This window comes from Alkalibacterium sp. 20 (genome assembly GCF_001885615.1).
Lineage (GTDB): Bacteria > Bacillota > Bacilli > Lactobacillales > Carnobacteriaceae_A > Alkalibacterium.
On sequence record NZ_LSRN01000089.1, the window covers coordinates 1 to 15,961 of the forward strand.

16 protein-coding genes and 1 other annotated feature are annotated in these 15,961 nt (G+C 40.0%); of the genes, 14 read left to right on the plus strand and 2 right to left on the minus strand.

Annotated elements, in window-relative coordinates:
• Positions 1-105: 105 nt before the first annotated feature.
• On the minus strand, positions 106-684 hold the full coding sequence (locus AX762_RS11515) for a Gx transporter family protein (protein WP_071849250.1): 579 nt from the start codon (positions 682-684) through the stop codon (positions 106-108).
• Between the two features lie 176 nt (positions 685-860).
• On the opposite strand from AX762_RS11515, the gene AX762_RS11520 reads away from it, so the two are divergent.
• From AX762_RS11520 to AX762_RS11580, 13 genes are all read left to right on the plus strand, one after another.
• Positions 861-1,919, plus strand: a complete 1,059-nt coding sequence (locus tag AX762_RS11520) for an FAD:protein FMN transferase (protein ID WP_071849251.1) — start codon at positions 861-863, stop codon at positions 1,917-1,919.
• A gap of 95 nt (positions 1,920-2,014) precedes the next feature.
• On the plus strand, positions 2,015-2,164 hold the full coding sequence (rpmG, locus tag AX762_RS11525) for a 50S ribosomal protein L33 (protein WP_071849252.1): 150 nt from the start codon (positions 2,015-2,017) through the stop codon (positions 2,162-2,164).
• Positions 2,165-2,197: 33 nt separating this feature from the next.
• A complete protein-coding gene (gene secE / locus AX762_RS11530) occupies positions 2,198-2,374 on the plus strand; it encodes a preprotein translocase subunit SecE (RefSeq protein ID WP_071849253.1) in 177 nt (58 codons plus the stop codon).
• Between the two features lie 135 nt (positions 2,375-2,509).
• Positions 2,510-3,061 (plus strand): transcription termination/antitermination protein NusG, encoded by a 552-nt coding sequence (nusG, locus tag AX762_RS11535; protein ID WP_071849254.1) that lies wholly within the window; start codon positions 2,510-2,512, stop codon positions 3,059-3,061.
• A gap of 150 nt (positions 3,062-3,211) precedes the next feature.
• Positions 3,212-3,637: a 50S ribosomal protein L11 gene (rplK, locus tag AX762_RS11540; RefSeq protein ID WP_071849255.1), complete on the plus strand. Its 426-nt coding sequence runs from the start codon at positions 3,212-3,214 to the stop codon at positions 3,635-3,637.
• 149 nt (positions 3,638-3,786) lie between these two features.
• A complete protein-coding gene (rplA, locus tag AX762_RS11545; RefSeq protein WP_071849256.1) occupies positions 3,787-4,482 on the plus strand; it encodes a 50S ribosomal protein L1 in 696 nt (231 codons plus the stop codon).
• Positions 4,483-4,582: 100 nt separating this feature from the next.
• Positions 4,583-4,713 (plus strand) — a sequence feature (ribosomal protein L10 leader region).
• A gap of 64 nt (positions 4,714-4,777) precedes the next feature.
• Complete coding sequence (gene rplJ / locus AX762_RS11550; protein WP_071849257.1) at positions 4,778-5,284, plus strand: 50S ribosomal protein L10; 507 nt, start codon at positions 4,778-4,780, stop codon at positions 5,282-5,284.
• An 85-nt stretch (positions 5,285-5,369) separates the two neighbouring features.
• A complete protein-coding gene (rplL, locus tag AX762_RS11555) occupies positions 5,370-5,732 on the plus strand; it encodes a 50S ribosomal protein L7/L12 (RefSeq protein WP_071849258.1) in 363 nt (120 codons plus the stop codon).
• 197 nt (positions 5,733-5,929) lie between these two features.
• Positions 5,930-7,126, plus strand: coding sequence for an FtsW/RodA/SpoVE family cell cycle protein (locus AX762_RS11560; RefSeq protein WP_143139366.1), 1,197 nt, complete (start codon positions 5,930-5,932; stop codon positions 7,124-7,126).
• Between the two features lie 24 nt (positions 7,127-7,150).
• Positions 7,151-8,311: an FtsW/RodA/SpoVE family cell cycle protein gene (locus AX762_RS11565; RefSeq protein ID WP_071849259.1), complete on the plus strand. Its 1,161-nt coding sequence runs from the start codon at positions 7,151-7,153 to the stop codon at positions 8,309-8,311.
• Positions 8,312-8,321: 10 nt separating this feature from the next.
• Positions 8,322-8,810: an LURP-one-related/scramblase family protein gene (locus AX762_RS11570; RefSeq protein WP_071849260.1), complete on the plus strand. Its 489-nt coding sequence runs from the start codon at positions 8,322-8,324 to the stop codon at positions 8,808-8,810.
• 704 nt (positions 8,811-9,514) lie between these two features.
• Positions 9,515-10,708 carry an FtsW/RodA/SpoVE family cell cycle protein gene (locus AX762_RS11575; protein ID WP_071849261.1) on the plus strand — a complete coding sequence of 398 codons (1,194 nt, stop codon included), beginning with the start codon at positions 9,515-9,517 and terminating at the stop codon, positions 10,706-10,708.
• 559 nt (positions 10,709-11,267) lie between these two features.
• Entirely contained in the window at positions 11,268-12,791 is a 1,524-nt protein-coding gene (locus tag AX762_RS11580; protein ID WP_071849262.1) for a ClC family H(+)/Cl(-) exchange transporter, read from the plus strand.
• 203 nt (positions 12,792-12,994) lie between these two features.
• Here the strand turns inward: AX762_RS11580 and AX762_RS11585 are convergent, their stop codons facing one another.
• Entirely contained in the window at positions 12,995-14,224 is a 1,230-nt protein-coding gene (locus tag AX762_RS11585; RefSeq protein WP_071849263.1) for an MFS transporter, read from the minus strand.
• A 351-nt stretch (positions 14,225-14,575) separates the two neighbouring features.
• Here AX762_RS11585 and AX762_RS11590 point away from each other — a divergent pair, with 351 nt between their 5' ends.
• Positions 14,576-15,862: a uracil-xanthine permease family protein gene (locus tag AX762_RS11590; protein WP_071849264.1), complete on the plus strand. Its 1,287-nt coding sequence runs from the start codon at positions 14,576-14,578 to the stop codon at positions 15,860-15,862.
• Positions 15,863-15,961: the final 99 nt, after the last annotated feature.

The following is a 15,961-nucleotide window of genomic DNA, read 5'->3' on the forward strand; positions in this document are numbered from 1 at the left end:
ATTCAAACCCAATAGTTATCTGTAGTTTACCAATATCAGAGGGAGTATTTCAATTTTTAAACAACAAAAAACTGGGTCCTAAAAGTAGGGTGCTTTATTAAGCGTCTACTTTATAGGATCCAGTTTATTTAGCTTGTTCATTGATTTAGGTCTTTTTTTTTCCTCATGTGTGTCTCTGAAGCGCTGGATGGTCGAGACGTGTTCCATCAGGAAGTTAGCCGCTATCCCGATCGCTATCCCCGACAGGATACCCATCGAAGACAGGATCGGAAGATAAAGGAGCACGGTCCATGTTTGTGCGATACTACTCGCAACAAGCAGCTGTCCCAGATTATGCAGGATACCTCCCGTGGCACTCACGCCGATAATGCTGACACGTTTCCCTCCAAAGAATTTAACAAATAGCATCCCGAAGTAACTGAGGAGTGCCCCGGCGGTACTGTAAAGAAAGGTTGAAAGAGTACCCCCGAGCAATGTCGTCATTAAGAGTCGCATCCATACCACTGTAAAACTATCTTTAAAAGGCAGCGTATAGATGGCGACGATTATTATTAAATTAGCTATTCCCAGCTTCGCACCGGGTGCAAAGGCAAAAGGAAATGGAATACTGCGTTCAATCAAACCTAGGATAACAGCCTGAGCGGAAAGCAGTGAAATGTAAATCATTTTTTGTGTACGGTTCATATAAATCCCTTCTTTTCTGCACTTACTTGTAATAGTTATAGTTTGCCACAAATGGAGCCAAGTAGCTACGGTCATTAAAAAATTATTAAATCAAATCTAATCTTGTGAAAACATAGACAGAATAGCACTTTTGAGGTAATATGTACAGAGAAAATGAATGGGAAGGATAATGAATAATGAAAAAGCGCAATAAAATGGCTTTTGCTTTAATTGGTCTACCCCTTTTCGCATTGTTTCTAGGGGCCTGTGAAGAACAAGACCCAAGAGGACTGGCTGAGAGACCCATTGAAGGTACTGAATTCTTACTTGGAACAGTTGCAAGCATCAAAGTATATAATGAAGGAAAAGAAGAAGCTCTGGATCTGGCTTTTGAACGTGTCACAGAACTTGACGAGTGGTTTTCGATGCAGAAGGAAGAGTCTGAAATTTCAGAAGTGAACCGTCAAGCAGGTATAGCGCCAGTAGAAGTTTCTGAAGAAGTCTTTCACGTGATGGAACGTGCCCTTTATTATGCGGAAGAATCTGGTGGAAAGTTCGACCCGACCATTGGAGCAGTGACGAGCTTATGGAACATTGGACAGGAATACGCAGCTGTCCCTGACCAGGATGAATTAAATGCGATTTTGGATGTCGTTGACTACAACTTAGTTGAGTTGAACGAAGAAGACCAGACGATTTTTCTTCAAGAAAAAGGGATGAAACTTGACTTGGGCGCGATTGCCAAAGGATATATTACGGATGAAGCTGCCCGGGTACTGACCGAAGAAGGTGTGAATACCGCAATCATCGATTTAGGCGGGGATATCGTAGTCGTGGGTAACAGCACACGAGGCGAAGATGAACCTTGGCGCGTGGGTATTCAAGATCCTTACGGTGAACGTGGAACGATCCTTGGAATGATCGATTTGGCAGACAGCGCGATTGTAACATCGGGTATCTACGAACGTAATGTCGAAAAAGACGGAAAATCTTATCATCACCTGATGAATCCGGCAACAGGTTTTCCTGTTGAGAATAATATATCCGGGATCAGTATCATTGCGGACAATGCGATGGATGCAGATGCGATAGCGAATATAGCTTTTTCTAAAGGCGTAGAAGAAGGACTTGCCTATATCAACGAGCTGCCGGGTGTAGACGTCATATATGTAACAAAAGATAAAAAAGTGTACGCTTCGGATGATGTCATTGACCGAGTAGAAATTACAGATGAATCTTTTGAGAAAGTAGAATAGACTGATTTGACAGTCTTTCACTTAGATGTTAAAGTAAACAAGATAATGCACAAATTCAACTTTAAATATGTAATGCGAAAAGCGAGGATAAACCGATGAAGAAAAAATTAGCACTAGCTTGTACTGTATGTGGATCAAGAAACTACACCAAAGAAGTAGGCGATAAAACGCGTACAGAGCGTTTAGAAATAAAAAAATATTGTCGTTATTGTAAACAACACACATTGCACAGAGAAACAAAATAAAGACGGGCAAAATGAACGTGGAAGGAGTAACACATGAATAAAGTTAAAACATTTTTAGGCGAAGTAAAACACGAATTAAAAGAAACAACATGGCCTACAAAAGTAGCCATGAAGAAAAACACAATAACTGTATTTGGTGTCATGGCATTCTTTGGCGTTTTCTTTTATGCCGCTGACTCTGTCATTACTTTTTTATTGAATTTAATATGACAAAAGGGAAAAAGTAGAATTCGTTAAGGTTTCGTGCTATACTACACTACGAGAACCGGTAAAAACCTTCTCTATCGCAGATTGCGTAGAAGGTTTTTTTTAATACAAAAAAACAGTAAAAAAAGGGAGTCGAAAATGGAAGAATTAGAAACTTCAAAAGCGTGGTACGTGTTACAAGCATACTCAGGTTATGAGAATAAAGTGAAACAGAACTTGGAATCTCGTGCACACAGTATGAATATGGAACATAATATCCTGCAAGTGTTGATACCTGAAGAAGAAAAAACCGAAGAAAAAGACGGTAAAACTAAAACGGAAATGGAAAAAGTGTTTCCTGGTTATGTATTAGTTGAAATGATCATGTCAGATGAAGCCTGGTATATCGTGAGAAATACGCCTGGAGTAACAGGGTTTGTAGGATCACACGGCGCAGGGAGTAAACCCGCTCCTTTATTACCTGAAGAGGTAGATCAAATTCTCCGTAGTATGGGTATTAATCCGCGTAAAGTGGAAATGGACCTTGAGATTGGAGAACGTATCAAGATCAACGATGGCGCGTTCGCTGGCATGGAAGGAAATGTGACTGCGCTCGAAACTGAAAAAGGTAAAATCAAAGCATCGATTGAAATGTTTGGTAGAGAAACGAACGCAGAACTGGATTACAATCAAATCTCAAAAATAGATTGAGTAGATATTGCTTAATTTATTAAAGTATGGTAATGTTTGTCAGTGCGCTTTATACACTTAATTAGTGTGAAAGAGTAGAAACATAGTGGGAGAGGAAAATTGAAACCTCATTTAACCACTCACGGACACAAAATCAAGGAGGTATGTCTCGTGGCAAAAAAAGTAGTCAAGATTGTGAAATTACAAATACCCGCAGGGAAAGCTAATCCAGCACCCCCAGTAGGTCCGGCATTAGGACAAGCTCAAGTAAACATTATGGGATTCTGTAAAGAGTTTAACGCTCGTACAGCTGACCAAGCAGGTATGATCATTCCTGTAGTTATTTCTGTTTATGAAGATCGTTCATTCACATTTATCACTAAAACTCCACCTGCAGCAGTATTGCTTAAAAAAGCAGCTGGCGTTGAGTCTGGTTCTGGCGAACCAAACACTAAAAAAGTGGGATCTGTTACAAGCGATCAAGTTAGAGAAATTGCTGAAACAAAAATGGAAGACCTAAACGCAGCTAGTGTAGAAGCAGCAATGCGCATGGTTGAAGGTACAGCACGTAGTATGGGATTCACTGTCGAAGGTTAATTAGACAATCTCATTGCTTGCTGGCTCCGCACCCAATCATTTAAAGAAGACTTTAAATGGAATAGAAGGTATTGGTTAAGCCGATACGTTCAGTGCGGAGATCAAGTGGGAGGTCAAACCGTTAACACCACAATAAGGAGGAAAAAATTATGGCGAAAAAAAGCAAAAAATTCTTAGCTGCTTTAGAAAAAGTAGACAGAGAAAATAAATATGATGCAATTGAAGCATTAAAATTAGTTAAAGAACTTGACTACTCCAATTTCGATGCTAGTATTGAAGTGGCTTACAGATTAGGAGTAGATCCTAAACAAGCAGATCAACAGATCCGTGGCGCAATGGTATTGCCACACGGAACAGGTAAAACTCAAACGGTTATTGTTTTCGCAAAAGGCGATGCTGCTAAAGCTGCTGAAGAAGCAGGCGCAGATTTCGTTGGCGACAGCGACCTAGTAGAAAAAGTTCAAGGTGGATGGTTAGACTTTGACGTAGTTGTAGCAGCTCCAGATATGATGGCTGAAGTAGGGAAATTAGGTCGTGTGTTAGGACCCAAAGGTTTAATGCCTAACCCTAAAACAGGAACAGTTACACCAGATGTAGCCAAAGCTGTTAATGACATCAAAGCTGGTCAAGTCACATACCGTGTCGACCGTCAATCAAATGTACACGTACCAATCGGTAAAGTATCATTTGACCTTGAAAAATTACAAGAAAACTTAGTTGCATTGCATGACGTTATTGTAAAAGCTAAACCTGCAAGTTCTAAAGGTATTTACATTAAAAACATGGCAATAGCAAGTACGTTTGGTCCTGGCGTAAAAGTAAACCAGAGTACAGTTCTTAAGTAAAAAAAGTTTATTTTCTCTTGACCTGCATACAATAGCTTGCTATACTTATGCAGGTCAAAGAAATAAATTAAATATGTATTTATAAATGAAGGTAATGGGTTACTATTACCGGATAATACCGAAGACAGTATGCGGCTTAGGCCTTAATATCATACCGAGGACACATGTGATTACGTTAATCAACTATGATCCCTCTATGTCTACGGTGACATGGGGTTTTTTTATACGATAAATTCCTTTCGGAACGTAAGTAAAATCAAATCCTCATTTCAATCGATCAGGAGGTGAAATATCAATGAGTAAAGCAAATGTCATTGCAAAAAAAGAAGAGATCGTCAATGATATTACGAAGAAATTTCAAGACGCTGAAGCTGTCATAGTTTTTGACTATCGTGGTTTAACAGTGGAACAAGTGACTGAATTACGTAAACAATTACGTGAAGAAGGAATTGAAATGCGTGTATTGAAGAATACTATGCTTCGTCGTGCTGCAGAAGCAGCTGAGTTATCAGAATTAGTGGATATCTTTAAAGGACCCACAGCTGTAGCATTCAGTAACGAAGAAGTAGTTGCCCCTGCAAAAATTATTGCAGAATTCGCTAAAACTGCAGAAGCTTTAGAAATTAAAGGTGGCGTATTGGAAGGTAAAGTTGCAAGTGTTGAACAAATCAACAAAATTGCTAAACTACCAAGCCGAAACGGACTACTTTCTATGCTATTATCTGTACTTCAAGCACCTATTCGAAACACAGCCTTGGCAATCAAAGCTGTTGCAGAGAAAAAAGAAGAAGAAGCTGCATAAAGCAGTCTATTCGACTAATTTACAGTTATGCTTTTGTATAGCTGGTTAAAAAAATAACTTAAACTATAAATGGAGGAAAACAAAAATGGCATTAGATATTGAAAAGATCATTGCTGACTTGAAAGAGTCAACTGTCGTAGAATTAAACGACTTAGTAAGTGCAATTGAAGAGGAATTTGGCGTTGAAGCAGCAGCACCAGTTGCAGCAGCAGGAGCAGCAACTGTAGAAGAAGAACAAACAGAATTTACTGTTGAATTAACAAGCGTAGGTTCAGCAAAAATCAAAGTTATCAAAGCAGTTCGTGAAGCTACTGGCTTAGGCTTGAAAGAAGCTAAATCATTAGTAGATGGCGCACCTGCAGCAATTAAAGAAAGTATTTCTAAAGACGAAGCAGAAGAAATGAAAGCTAAATTAGAAGAAGCTGGCGCATCTGTAGAAGTTAAATAATTTTATTTAACTAAAACATATTGAATCCCTTTGCTGTAAGGAGTATCTTTATAGCAAAGGGGTTTTTTTGTTCTACACTTTTGTGTCAATTTTGCTATAAAGTGGGAATTATACGGAATATCTGATAGAATATGTCCTTGAATAAGCTTTCTCATGACACTTACCAGGATTTGCGTTTACAAAAGAAGGAGAAAAAAATGAATGATGATAAATATCCTCACCGTATTGATTATGGGATAATTCTATCCGTATTGCTCTTGGCTATCATAAGTATTGTTTCATTATATTCTACGACAGTGATGATTCAAGGGGCTCCGTTAAGTATGACGCTACGTCAAATCTTGTGGTACGGTTTAGGAACAATAGCCGTACTTGTAATCATGCAGTTTGATTCAGAGCAATTATGGAAGATGACGAATTATTTATATATCTTAGGGATTGTCGCCCTGGTTTTGACACTCATACTTTATGATCGAAATATGGCAATGAGTACGGGTGGAAAATCATGGATTCGTATTGGCCCATTGGGCACTCTTCAACCTTCGGAATTTGTCAAGATCCCTTTTATTCTGATGCTGGCCAAAACAGTGACTAAACACAACAGTACTTATCAAGCGAGGGACTATTCCAGTGACTTTCTCTTAATGGGAAAATTGGTATTATATTCCTCATTGCCGCTCATTTTGGTTTTTATGCAAAATGATTTAGGAACAGGATTGGTTTATATTGCGATCCTTGTTGGTGTCGTGTTGCTCTCAGGCATTAAATGGCAAATCTTGTTACCCATTTTCCTGATTATTTCTACGATAGGGTTAACACTTATTGTATTGGCGGTCTATAACCGAGACATGTTACTCGCGACTGGTTTATTTAAGCCTTATCAGTTTGCACGGATCGATACTTGGTTGAATCCGCATCAGGGCTCAACCGATGCGACCTATCAAGTGATGCAGGCATTTAAGTCTATTGGTTCAGGAGGCGTATTTGGTAAAGGCTTCGGTGTGAGTGAGGTTTATGTCCCTGTTAGAGAATCGGATATGATTTTTACGACTATTGCTGAAAACTTCGGATTCGCAGGTGGATCAATTCTTGTTTTCATTTACTTTGTCCTCGTGTATCATATGATCAAAGTGGTCTATGACACGAGAAATGAATTTTATGCGTACATTGCCACTGGAGTCATTATGATGATCGCTTTTCACGTGTTGGAAAACGTTGGGATGAATATTGGCTTGCTGCCAATAACAGGCATTCCTTTACCGTTTGTTTCTCAAGGAGGGTCATCTCTGCTTGGAAATATGATGGGTATCGGTTTGATCATGTCCATGCGTTACCATCATAAATCTTACTTCTTCTCGGGCGAAGGAGAAGACTTTCATCCGGGAACGTCATAAGATGCGTAGGAAAGGAGCTGCTTTTTGTTAAAGAATAGAATAAAATATGTTGATAAATATCTAGTGTTACCCTATATTGCTCTGACGCTTTTCAGTGTTATTATGGTTTATAGTGCGAGCAGTTACAGCGCATTAAATGATTATGGCAATCCACATCATTATTTACCTAGACAAGCTGTCTTTGTAGGCATGTCATATTTCTTTTTTGTTGTCTCGCTGTTTTTACCTTTACAGATATTGAAACAGAAGAAGGTCGTTATATTTGGGATCCTACTCACTGCGGTGTCGTTATTTTTTCTTCTGCTATTCGGCAGAGAGATATATGGAGCGAAAAGGTGGATCGAAACACCGCTGTTTAATATTCAGCCGGCTGAATTCACTAAATTTATGGTTATCTGGTATCTAGCTTACATCTTATCTAAAAAACAAAAGAAAATTGCTGAGAATTTTTATCGAGCAGTTGTTGCACCTGTTTTCCTGGTAGCATTAATCGTGTTGTTCATATACATTCAGCCAGACACGGGATCTGCTTTTATTATTGTGATCATTAGTGCTGTTATGATTTTTGCTAGTGGGGTGTCACCTAAACTAGGAATGGGTTTCGGCTTGTTCGGAGTGGGAAGCCTTTTTGGTATGACTCAACTCATAAGAAATTTCGGAACAGATCTTTTCTTTCTTGACGAGTATCGATACAATCGCTTCTTAGGGTATTGGGATCCATTTCAGCTAGCTGAAGGTGCAGGCCTTCAGCTCGTTAATTCTTACTATGCCTTAAGTCGTGGTGGCTTACTTGGTGTAGGCTTTGGCGACAGCATCCAAAAGACCGGTTATTTACCGTTCCCTTACACCGACTTTATCGTGTCCATCATCGGAGAAGAATTTGGATTGCTCGGTATTTCCGTTCTTTTTTCAGTTTTCGCTTTGATGGTCTCTCGGATGTTCTTGACTGGCATTCGGTCTAAGAGTGCGTTCAACTCATTATTGAGTATCGGTATCGCATCCATGTTTCTAATTCAATCGCTCATTAATCTTATGGGTGTCGTTGGTTTGATGCCTATCACTGGCGTGACTTTTCCGTTCATCAGTTACGGAGGATCCAGTCTGATGGTGCTATCTGTTTCATTGGGGTTAGTTGCCAATGTCTCAGCTCGGGTCAACTATCAACGAGCAGAATCTCAACTCTAGGAGGGATTGTATGCGTTTATATATCAAGCAAAAAGTCTGGTCATTCAAAGATCGTTTCACGATCAAAGATGACGTGGAACGAGATGTGTATTATGTCGAGGGAGAAATGCTTACCTTTGCGAAGAAATTGAGGTTATTTAATCAGCAGAATGAGGAACAACTTTATATTGAACAAAAGTTATGGCATTTATTGCCGGAGTTTGATTTGTATCAGGATGGACAGAAAGTCGCCACGGTCAAGAAAAGATTTGCCCTCTTCAATAATAACTACACGATCTCAGGACCGGACTGGTATATTGAGGGTTCGGTGATGGCTCATGACTATGTCATCAAAGAAGGCGATAAAGTCATCGCGGACATCAATAAAAAGTGGATGTCTTGGGGAGACTCGTATGAGATCATCATTCATGACAGAAAGTCGGTCTCCATTTTGCTTGGTGTAGTCGTCGTCATCGATGCTGTCATCTCTAAAGCAAGAAATAGTCAGTCAGCCACATAAACAAGTATCAATCGACGAAAAAAGACCAGGATATTATGTCCTGGTCTTTTTTCGTCGATTATTCATTCTTCAAAGCGTTGATTATCTATTTAATGCTTATTGGTTTGTCGAAATTGGTTGATTAAACATACCCAGGAAAAAAGACCAGTGAGTTAGGCAAATAGGTTTTACTTCGGCAAACTCAGCGGAAAACCTCAGTGAGTGATGCTAAGAAGGCCTTAGTTCGGCAAGCTCAGTGGAAAACCTCAGTGGGTGATGCTAAGAAGGTCTTACTTCGGCAAACTCAGCGGAAAACCTCAGCGAGTGATGGTAAGAAGGACTTAGTTCGGCACACCCAGGAAAAAAATTAGACGAGTTGTACCAATAGTACGATAATTGCCGTTGTTTAATAAAAAAACTTGCCGAGTGAGAGGCTGATTGCCTGATGAATCTGTTTAAGATGACCAGACGGAACTAGTGCGAGAGTACCTAGCTGTATGAAATGTTAAGTTAAGGATTTCCAGTTTGATTAACCAACAAAAAAGTTAGTATTTTCGGTTTATTTACTGAGAGATGGATGTTACATAATAAACAAATCTATGAAGAAGATTATTAAAATTTGGTAATAATTATGAGAGAAGGTATGATTCAGCTTTAGCGTTTGTTAAAATGTGGACTTGGCAAGACTATCAATAAGAATCGAGCTGATTGGAAAGGGGGGAATAATGAATAACGATAAATATCCTCAGCGAATTGATTACGGCGTGATTTTATCTATCATGCTTTTAGCTATTATAAGTATCCTTTCATTATATTCTACGACAGTACTTATTCAAGGTCATGGAATAGGCATGACTCTCAGACAAATCGTTTGGTATGGGTTAGGTGTCTTGGCAATTTCGATCATAATGCAATTCAACTCAGAACAATTATGGAAAATGACAACTTATTTATATATTGTAGGTATCGTTATATTACTGCTCACACTACTTTTTTATGATCGAAACATGGCGCTAAGTACGGGAGGAAAACGATGGGTGCGTTTAGGGCCGATAGGAACAATACAGCCCTCCGAATTCGTCAAAATTCCGTATATACTTATGTTGGCTAAAACGGTGACTAAGCATAACAGTATATTTGATCAAAGAGATTATCATACTGATTTCTTATTGCTTGGAAAAATAGCTTTCCTTTCTTTACTGCCCATAGTACTCGTTTTCATGCAAAATGATTTGGGAACGGCACTCGTCTATATTTCGATTGCAGTGGGTATAGTCCTGTTGTCAGGAGTGAAATGGCAAATATTGCTTCCTATTTTCTTAGTAATCGCAACGGTAGGAGCAACGCTTATTATACTCGTTGTCTATAACAGGGAAATTTTGTTAAACACTGGATTATTTAAACCCTATCAATTTGCTCGAATAGATACGTGGTTAAATCCTCATCAGGGGGCAAATAGCACGTCCTATCAAATCGTTCAAACGTTTAAAGCTATTGGATCGGGCGGTGTATTTGGTAAAGGATTTGGAGTAAGCGAAGTCTATGTGCCCGTTAGAGAGTCTGATATGATCTTTGCAACGATCGGGGAAAATTTCGGTTTTACAGGCGGAGCATTTCTGATATTTGTGTATTTCGTGTTGATCTATCACATGGTTAAAGTGATTTATGACACCAAAAACGAATTTTATGCTTACGTAGCCACAGGGGTCATCATGATGATCATGTTTCACGTTTTTGAAAATATAGGAATGAATATTGGCCTGCTGCCAATGACAGGCATACCGTTGCCCTTTGTTTCTCAAGGGGGATCATCGCTCTTAGGAAATATGATGGGGATAGGATTGATCATGTCCATGCGTTACCATCACAAATCTTACTTCTTTTCCGGTGATGGAAAAGAATTCCATACGGGTGTATAAATCAGGTGATTATGAAGCGATTAAAGAATGGGAAAAACGAAAAAAACCCGGTAAACCTCCATTTCAGAGGTTGCCGGCTTTTTTTTTCTCGTTTTAAAGAATGTCTTTGCGCCGAAAAGAGTAAGGGTACTGTGAGAATAGCGAGAACGGTCCCGAAGAGCGATATGCTGATTTCGTAAGCTTTTTATGTAAGTAGTAGAGTTTAGTCTCATGAATTGCTCGGTCCGGGTTATGAACAGCCCGCTAATTTGGCTGAGAAGGATCATAAATGGCAATGTTTTAGATGGCGCATATTTTCTTCTCGGATATCGTATTATCAAATGGATATTATGTTATACTAAGTTTCATAAAAATGGTCAGGAATCCTCTTGCAGCAAATTTCTCAAATATAAACAGTAAGCATTTTCCTCTTAATGTCAGAGCGTTAGGGATTTACAAAATCAATAATACATACTATGAATGATTTTTCTGATAAAGTATATTAAACAATGAATCCACGTAGCAAATCAAATGATATGAAAAATAACAGTAAGGAGCAGCGCTATGATTAAAAAAAATTTTGCTGTCTCATTTTAAATTTATAGATTGGTCCAAAATCTCTTATGTTCTGAAAGGTATCCTTGTAGGAGCCGTTGCCGGAATAGTCGTGAGTGCTTTCCGATGGGCCGTTTATCGAATTCTAGATTTGATGCCATATATCTATTCCTTTTTACGTGACAATCCAAATTGGATCATAGTTTGGGTTATTCTCGTTTTGATAATTGCATTTATCGTTATCTTGATTGGGAGAGATGAACCTGATATACAAGGAAATGGTGTGTCAGAATTAAAAGGGCAACTGCAGGGGACCCTTAAACTCGACTGGTTTTCGATTTTATGGAGAAAATTTATTGCGAGCACGTTGGTTCTTGGCATGGGTCTCCCAGTCGGAAGAGAGGGACCCTCCATTCAAATCGGAGGAATGGTTGGGCAAGGGATAAATAAAATGCTTAAAGGCAATAAATCCCAGGAGAACATATTGATATCCGGGGGTGCGGCAGCGGGTTTATCTGCGGCGTTTAACGCCCCGTTATCAGGGTTAGTTATCATATTAGAAGAAGTCCACCACCGATTTTCAACGATTCTGATTCTGTCGGTTTTCTCAGCTTCAGTCACTGCCAATTATTTGTCGTTTCATATTTTTGGAGTTGAACCAGCATTATCGTTAGGGCGAATGAATGTGTTTCCGTTGGAGCATTATTTTTATCTGGTAGCTTTGGGTACGAGTCTCGCGCTTGCCGGCTGGGTCCAGAAAGCTCTTTTTCAGATGCCGAGAATATATGCCAAGTTACCCATTCCTAAATATTTGTATGGGTTCATACCCTTCCTCATTGTTATTCCAACCGGATTGTTTTGGGGGGATATGTTAGGCGGAGGTACGGGCATCATCACGACTTTGGCTTCGGGAAGAACAGCGACAACCGTATTACTGGCTATTCTTCTGTTCAGATTTCTAACATTTAACATAGCTTTTGGATCCGGTATTCCTGCTGGGGTTCTAATACCGATGCTATCAATGGGAGCGATACTTGGAGCGATATTTGGAAACATGGTCTTGGACGTTACCGGTCTGGATGATTTCTATCTTAGAAGCTTTATCATTTATGCTATGGGCGGTTTTTTTACTTCGATTTCTAAAGCGCCTTTGACGGCTATTATATTAATTACCGAAATTACCGAATCGATCTCTCAAATGATGCCTATTGCGGTGTTCTGCTTAACTGCCTATATTGTGGCAGATATCATCGGTCTAGAGCCATTAGATGAAGTGACGTTAGAAAATAAGACTTCACGCATTCCTACTGTCTTCGAAGGTAAACTAGCAAACATTGATATCTTCATAGAACCGGATAGTTATTTAGATGGGGCTCAGTTAAGTAACCTGACGCTGCCCTATAATTCCAAAGTGCTCAGAATCAAACGTCATCATCATGAATTTATTCCCCATAGAGATACGGTGTTTCTAGCTGGAGACGAATTAAGAATCGCCTGTGACTCTGGATTTGTCAAAGAGGTGAATAAATACCTTGCAAAAGTTAATTGATTATTTTATCTCAACTTTATTAAAAAACAGAGCATAGGTTACGGGAAAAAACTTATGAAGTGGACGCTATAGCGGAACAATTTGGTGTAGCCTTGAATTTTGATCCCAAACGAAAAGGTCATTCTCCTGTTATCGGAGAATGACCTTTTGTGTTTGCGACGATTATTATACTTGGGTATCAGCTGATCAGCAATTTAAAGTTGTTAAGCTCGTTTTAAAGCGTGTCTTTGTGCCACGAAAAGTAAAGGGATGTTTACCATATGGAAGACAAGAGCAACAGTAAAGGCCAGGGCATATGAACCTGTAAAGTCGTACGCATAGCCAACCAGAGTCATGGATAAAGCGGCGCCTATCCCCGCTGAAAACGAAAGGATGGGGTAAATTCTGACGTATAACTCTTTTCCGAAAAATTCTGTCGTTAACAGCGGTAAAGCGACTGAAGGAATCGTAAAGACGGTACCAAATAGAAAGGCTGCGAATATCAGAAGATAGATATTGGTCAGTGTCAGAAGCATGACGATGCTTGCTGCATTAAGAATCAGCGTGAGGACGCTGGATCTGATGACTCCTAAATAATCGCTCAATGAACCGAAGATAAGTTTAAAGGTGATATTTCCGATCATGACAGCAGATAACAGCACACCACCAATTTGTTCAGACAGAAAGTTTGATTCCGCAAAACCGGGTAAGTGCTGTGCAATCCCTGCTATTGACGTGTGAGTAAATGCAATCACAAAAATAAGAATAAAGGCTATATTAGTGTAAGAAAAATTGAGCCAGTTCGGTTTTCTGATCAACCGTTCCGCAGTATCCTTTGAATCGTCATGACCATAGGGAAGAAGTCCTTCGTCTTTGGGATCCAGAGAGTAGGGAAAAAGTATAGCGGGTAAGGCCAACACTATCATGAGCAGTCCCATAGCGATGAAGGCATTCTCCCAGCCAGATGAACTGATCAATGTAGTGAATATGGGGGAGAAGACAGCGCCCGCGATACCACTGAAACTAAAAGAGAGGCTCATTGCCAATCCCCTTTTCTTTTCAAACCAGTTATTTATAATGAGAGATAAGGGAACCATGGAATAAAGGCCAGCACCAAGGCCTCGAAGCGTACCAAGGAGGTAAAAGACCCATATCTGATTAGTGAAAGCCATAGCGATGGTAGATAAAGAAGCGAGGGCAACACCAGTGGTTAATATTTTCTTCCAGCCAAAGCGATAAATCAGTGGGGCGAAAAATAAGGAGATAACGGCCAGAGAAATGGATGACAACGTGGCGTGCATGGCAAAGGTTCCTCGGTAAATATTTAAATCTTCAGAAACGGGTGTGTAAAAGACGCCAATCACGTTCATTGTCAACCCGATGGCACTTGCGAACATCATGCAGCTTACAGCTAAAACCAGCCAGTGCTTCAAATTCTTTGAGGGGGTATTCATGTCAAGCAGACCTCTTCCTAGTGATATATTACATTTAGTATACTAGCACATTCTCATTAAAGTAAAGCCTATTCAAGAAAACAATAAAAGGGAAGCGAAATTAGTCTTGCATTAAGGATAGACACTTGGTAAACTAGAAGAAAGCAAAATTCCTTTAATTCTATTCAGAGAGATAGAAAAGGATGGAAAAATTTTATAAGCTAAAATTTTTAGGAGTATGCTGCACGTGTAAAATGCGTGAAGACAGTTATTCTTAATGCGGAATTAGCATCCATCTTACCTAAAGGTCCTTTTGCACAATGAAAAGGGCATTTTTTTATGCCCAAAAATAGGGAAGAAGGATGATAAGGTATGGCAGTTATACAACGACCGTTAATATTAGACGTGGAGGATAAACCGACTCTCTTTACCGGGTTGTTTTTAAGTCTACAGCATGTATTCGCAATGTTTGGGGCAACAATACTCGTCCCTGTACTGCTCAACATGCCCGTTTCCGTTGCACTTTTAGCGAGCGGGGTCGGCACGATCATTTACCAGATAGCAACGAAAGCGAAAGTGCCTGTATATCTCGGTTCTTCATTTGCCTACATTGCAGCGATGCAAATAGCGATAGAACAAATGGGCGGGGACATCAGCGCCGCGCAGACGGGCGTCATCATGGCCGGATTGCTTTATATTGTTATCGCAGGAATCGTAAAGTTCGCCGGAACAGCTTGGGTGGATACCATTTTGCCTCCGATCGTCATTGGACCAATGATCATGGTGATCGGGTTAGGCTTAGCCAGCAATGCTGTACAAAGTGCTGGCTTCGTTATGGATTCCGACTGGCGCACGATCCTAGTCGCCGTTTCGACTTTTTTGATCACAGCATTTATTAATACTTCCGCCAAAGGATTCATGAAAATCATTCCTTTCTTAATGGGCATAGTCGGTGGATACATTTTGTCGATACTTCTGGGTATCGTCGATTTTTCCGTAGTAGCAGAAGCACGGTGGTTCGCTTTACCGGAATTGTATCTCCCATTTGAAACCAACACCTTCAATAATTATTCGTTTTACTTCGGACCGGAATCCTGGGCGATCCTGCCTATCGTGTTAGTCACTGTGGCTGAACACATTGGTGATCACACGGTTTTAGGAAAGATTTGTGACCGAGAGTTTTTAAAAGAACCCGGTTTGAAACGCACGTTGATCGGTGACGGCGCAGCAACAGCCGTGTCAGCCTTTTTCGGCGGACCGGCCAATACAACTTACGGAGAAAATACTGGCGTCATCGGTATGACGCGCATAGCGTCTGTGTCAGTCATAAGAAACGCGGCCTTTATTGCCATTACTCTAAGTTTTATGGGTAAGTTTACGGCATTGATTTCAACCATACCAGCTGCGGTACTTGGCGGGATGTCTATCCTGTTATATGGAGTCATCGCAAGTAATGGACTCAAAGTCATGATCGAAGATAAAGTAGACTTCAATCAGTCAAGAAATCTGGTTATTGCAAGTTCGATGCTGGTGATCGGTTTGGGCGGCGCAGTGTTTGACATCGCAGGCTTTATGACCTTGTCAGGAACGGCTCTCAGTGCTATTATAGGCATCATCCTCAATCAGTTGTTACCGAAACAAGAAACGGAAGAGGCTTAAGTCTCGAGCGTGTAGTAGAAATCAAATGAACATCCGTTGTGATAAGGCCTATAGCATAGTATACTGTAAGAGAAAAGTTATAATGGAAAGAGGCTTTAT

What these genes read in the sequence shown, in the direction of transcription:
- secE (WP_071849253.1), top strand. Translation starts at nt 2,198, where the DNA reads ATGAATAAAGTTAAAACATTTTTAGGCGAAGTAAAACACGAATTAAAA.
- rpmG (WP_071849252.1), top strand. Translation starts at nt 2,015, where the DNA reads ATGAAGAAAAAATTAGCACTAGCTTGTACTGTATGTGGATCAAGAAAC.
- AX762_RS11560 (WP_143139366.1), top strand. Translation starts at nt 5,930, where the DNA reads ATGAATGATGATAAATATCCTCACCGTATTGATTATGGGATAATTCTA.
- AX762_RS11590 (WP_071849264.1), top strand. Translation starts at nt 14,576, where the DNA reads ATGGCAGTTATACAACGACCGTTAATATTAGACGTGGAGGATAAACCG.
- AX762_RS11515 (WP_071849250.1), bottom strand. Translation starts at nt 684, where the DNA reads ATGAACCGTACACAAAAAATGATTTACATTTCACTGCTTTCCGCTCAG.
- rplL (WP_071849258.1), top strand. Translation starts at nt 5,370, where the DNA reads ATGGCATTAGATATTGAAAAGATCATTGCTGACTTGAAAGAGTCAACT.
- nusG (WP_071849254.1), top strand. Translation starts at nt 2,510, where the DNA reads ATGGAAGAATTAGAAACTTCAAAAGCGTGGTACGTGTTACAAGCATAC.
- AX762_RS11520 (WP_071849251.1), top strand. Translation starts at nt 861, where the DNA reads ATGAAAAAGCGCAATAAAATGGCTTTTGCTTTAATTGGTCTACCCCTT.
- rplA (WP_071849256.1), top strand. Translation starts at nt 3,787, where the DNA reads ATGGCGAAAAAAAGCAAAAAATTCTTAGCTGCTTTAGAAAAAGTAGAC.
- AX762_RS11570 (WP_071849260.1), top strand. Translation starts at nt 8,322, where the DNA reads ATGCGTTTATATATCAAGCAAAAAGTCTGGTCATTCAAAGATCGTTTC.
- AX762_RS11575 (WP_071849261.1), top strand. Translation starts at nt 9,515, where the DNA reads ATGAATAACGATAAATATCCTCAGCGAATTGATTACGGCGTGATTTTA.
- AX762_RS11585 (WP_071849263.1), bottom strand. Translation starts at nt 14,224, where the DNA reads ATGAATACCCCCTCAAAGAATTTGAAGCACTGGCTGGTTTTAGCTGTA.
- rplJ (WP_071849257.1), top strand. Translation starts at nt 4,778, where the DNA reads ATGAGTAAAGCAAATGTCATTGCAAAAAAAGAAGAGATCGTCAATGAT.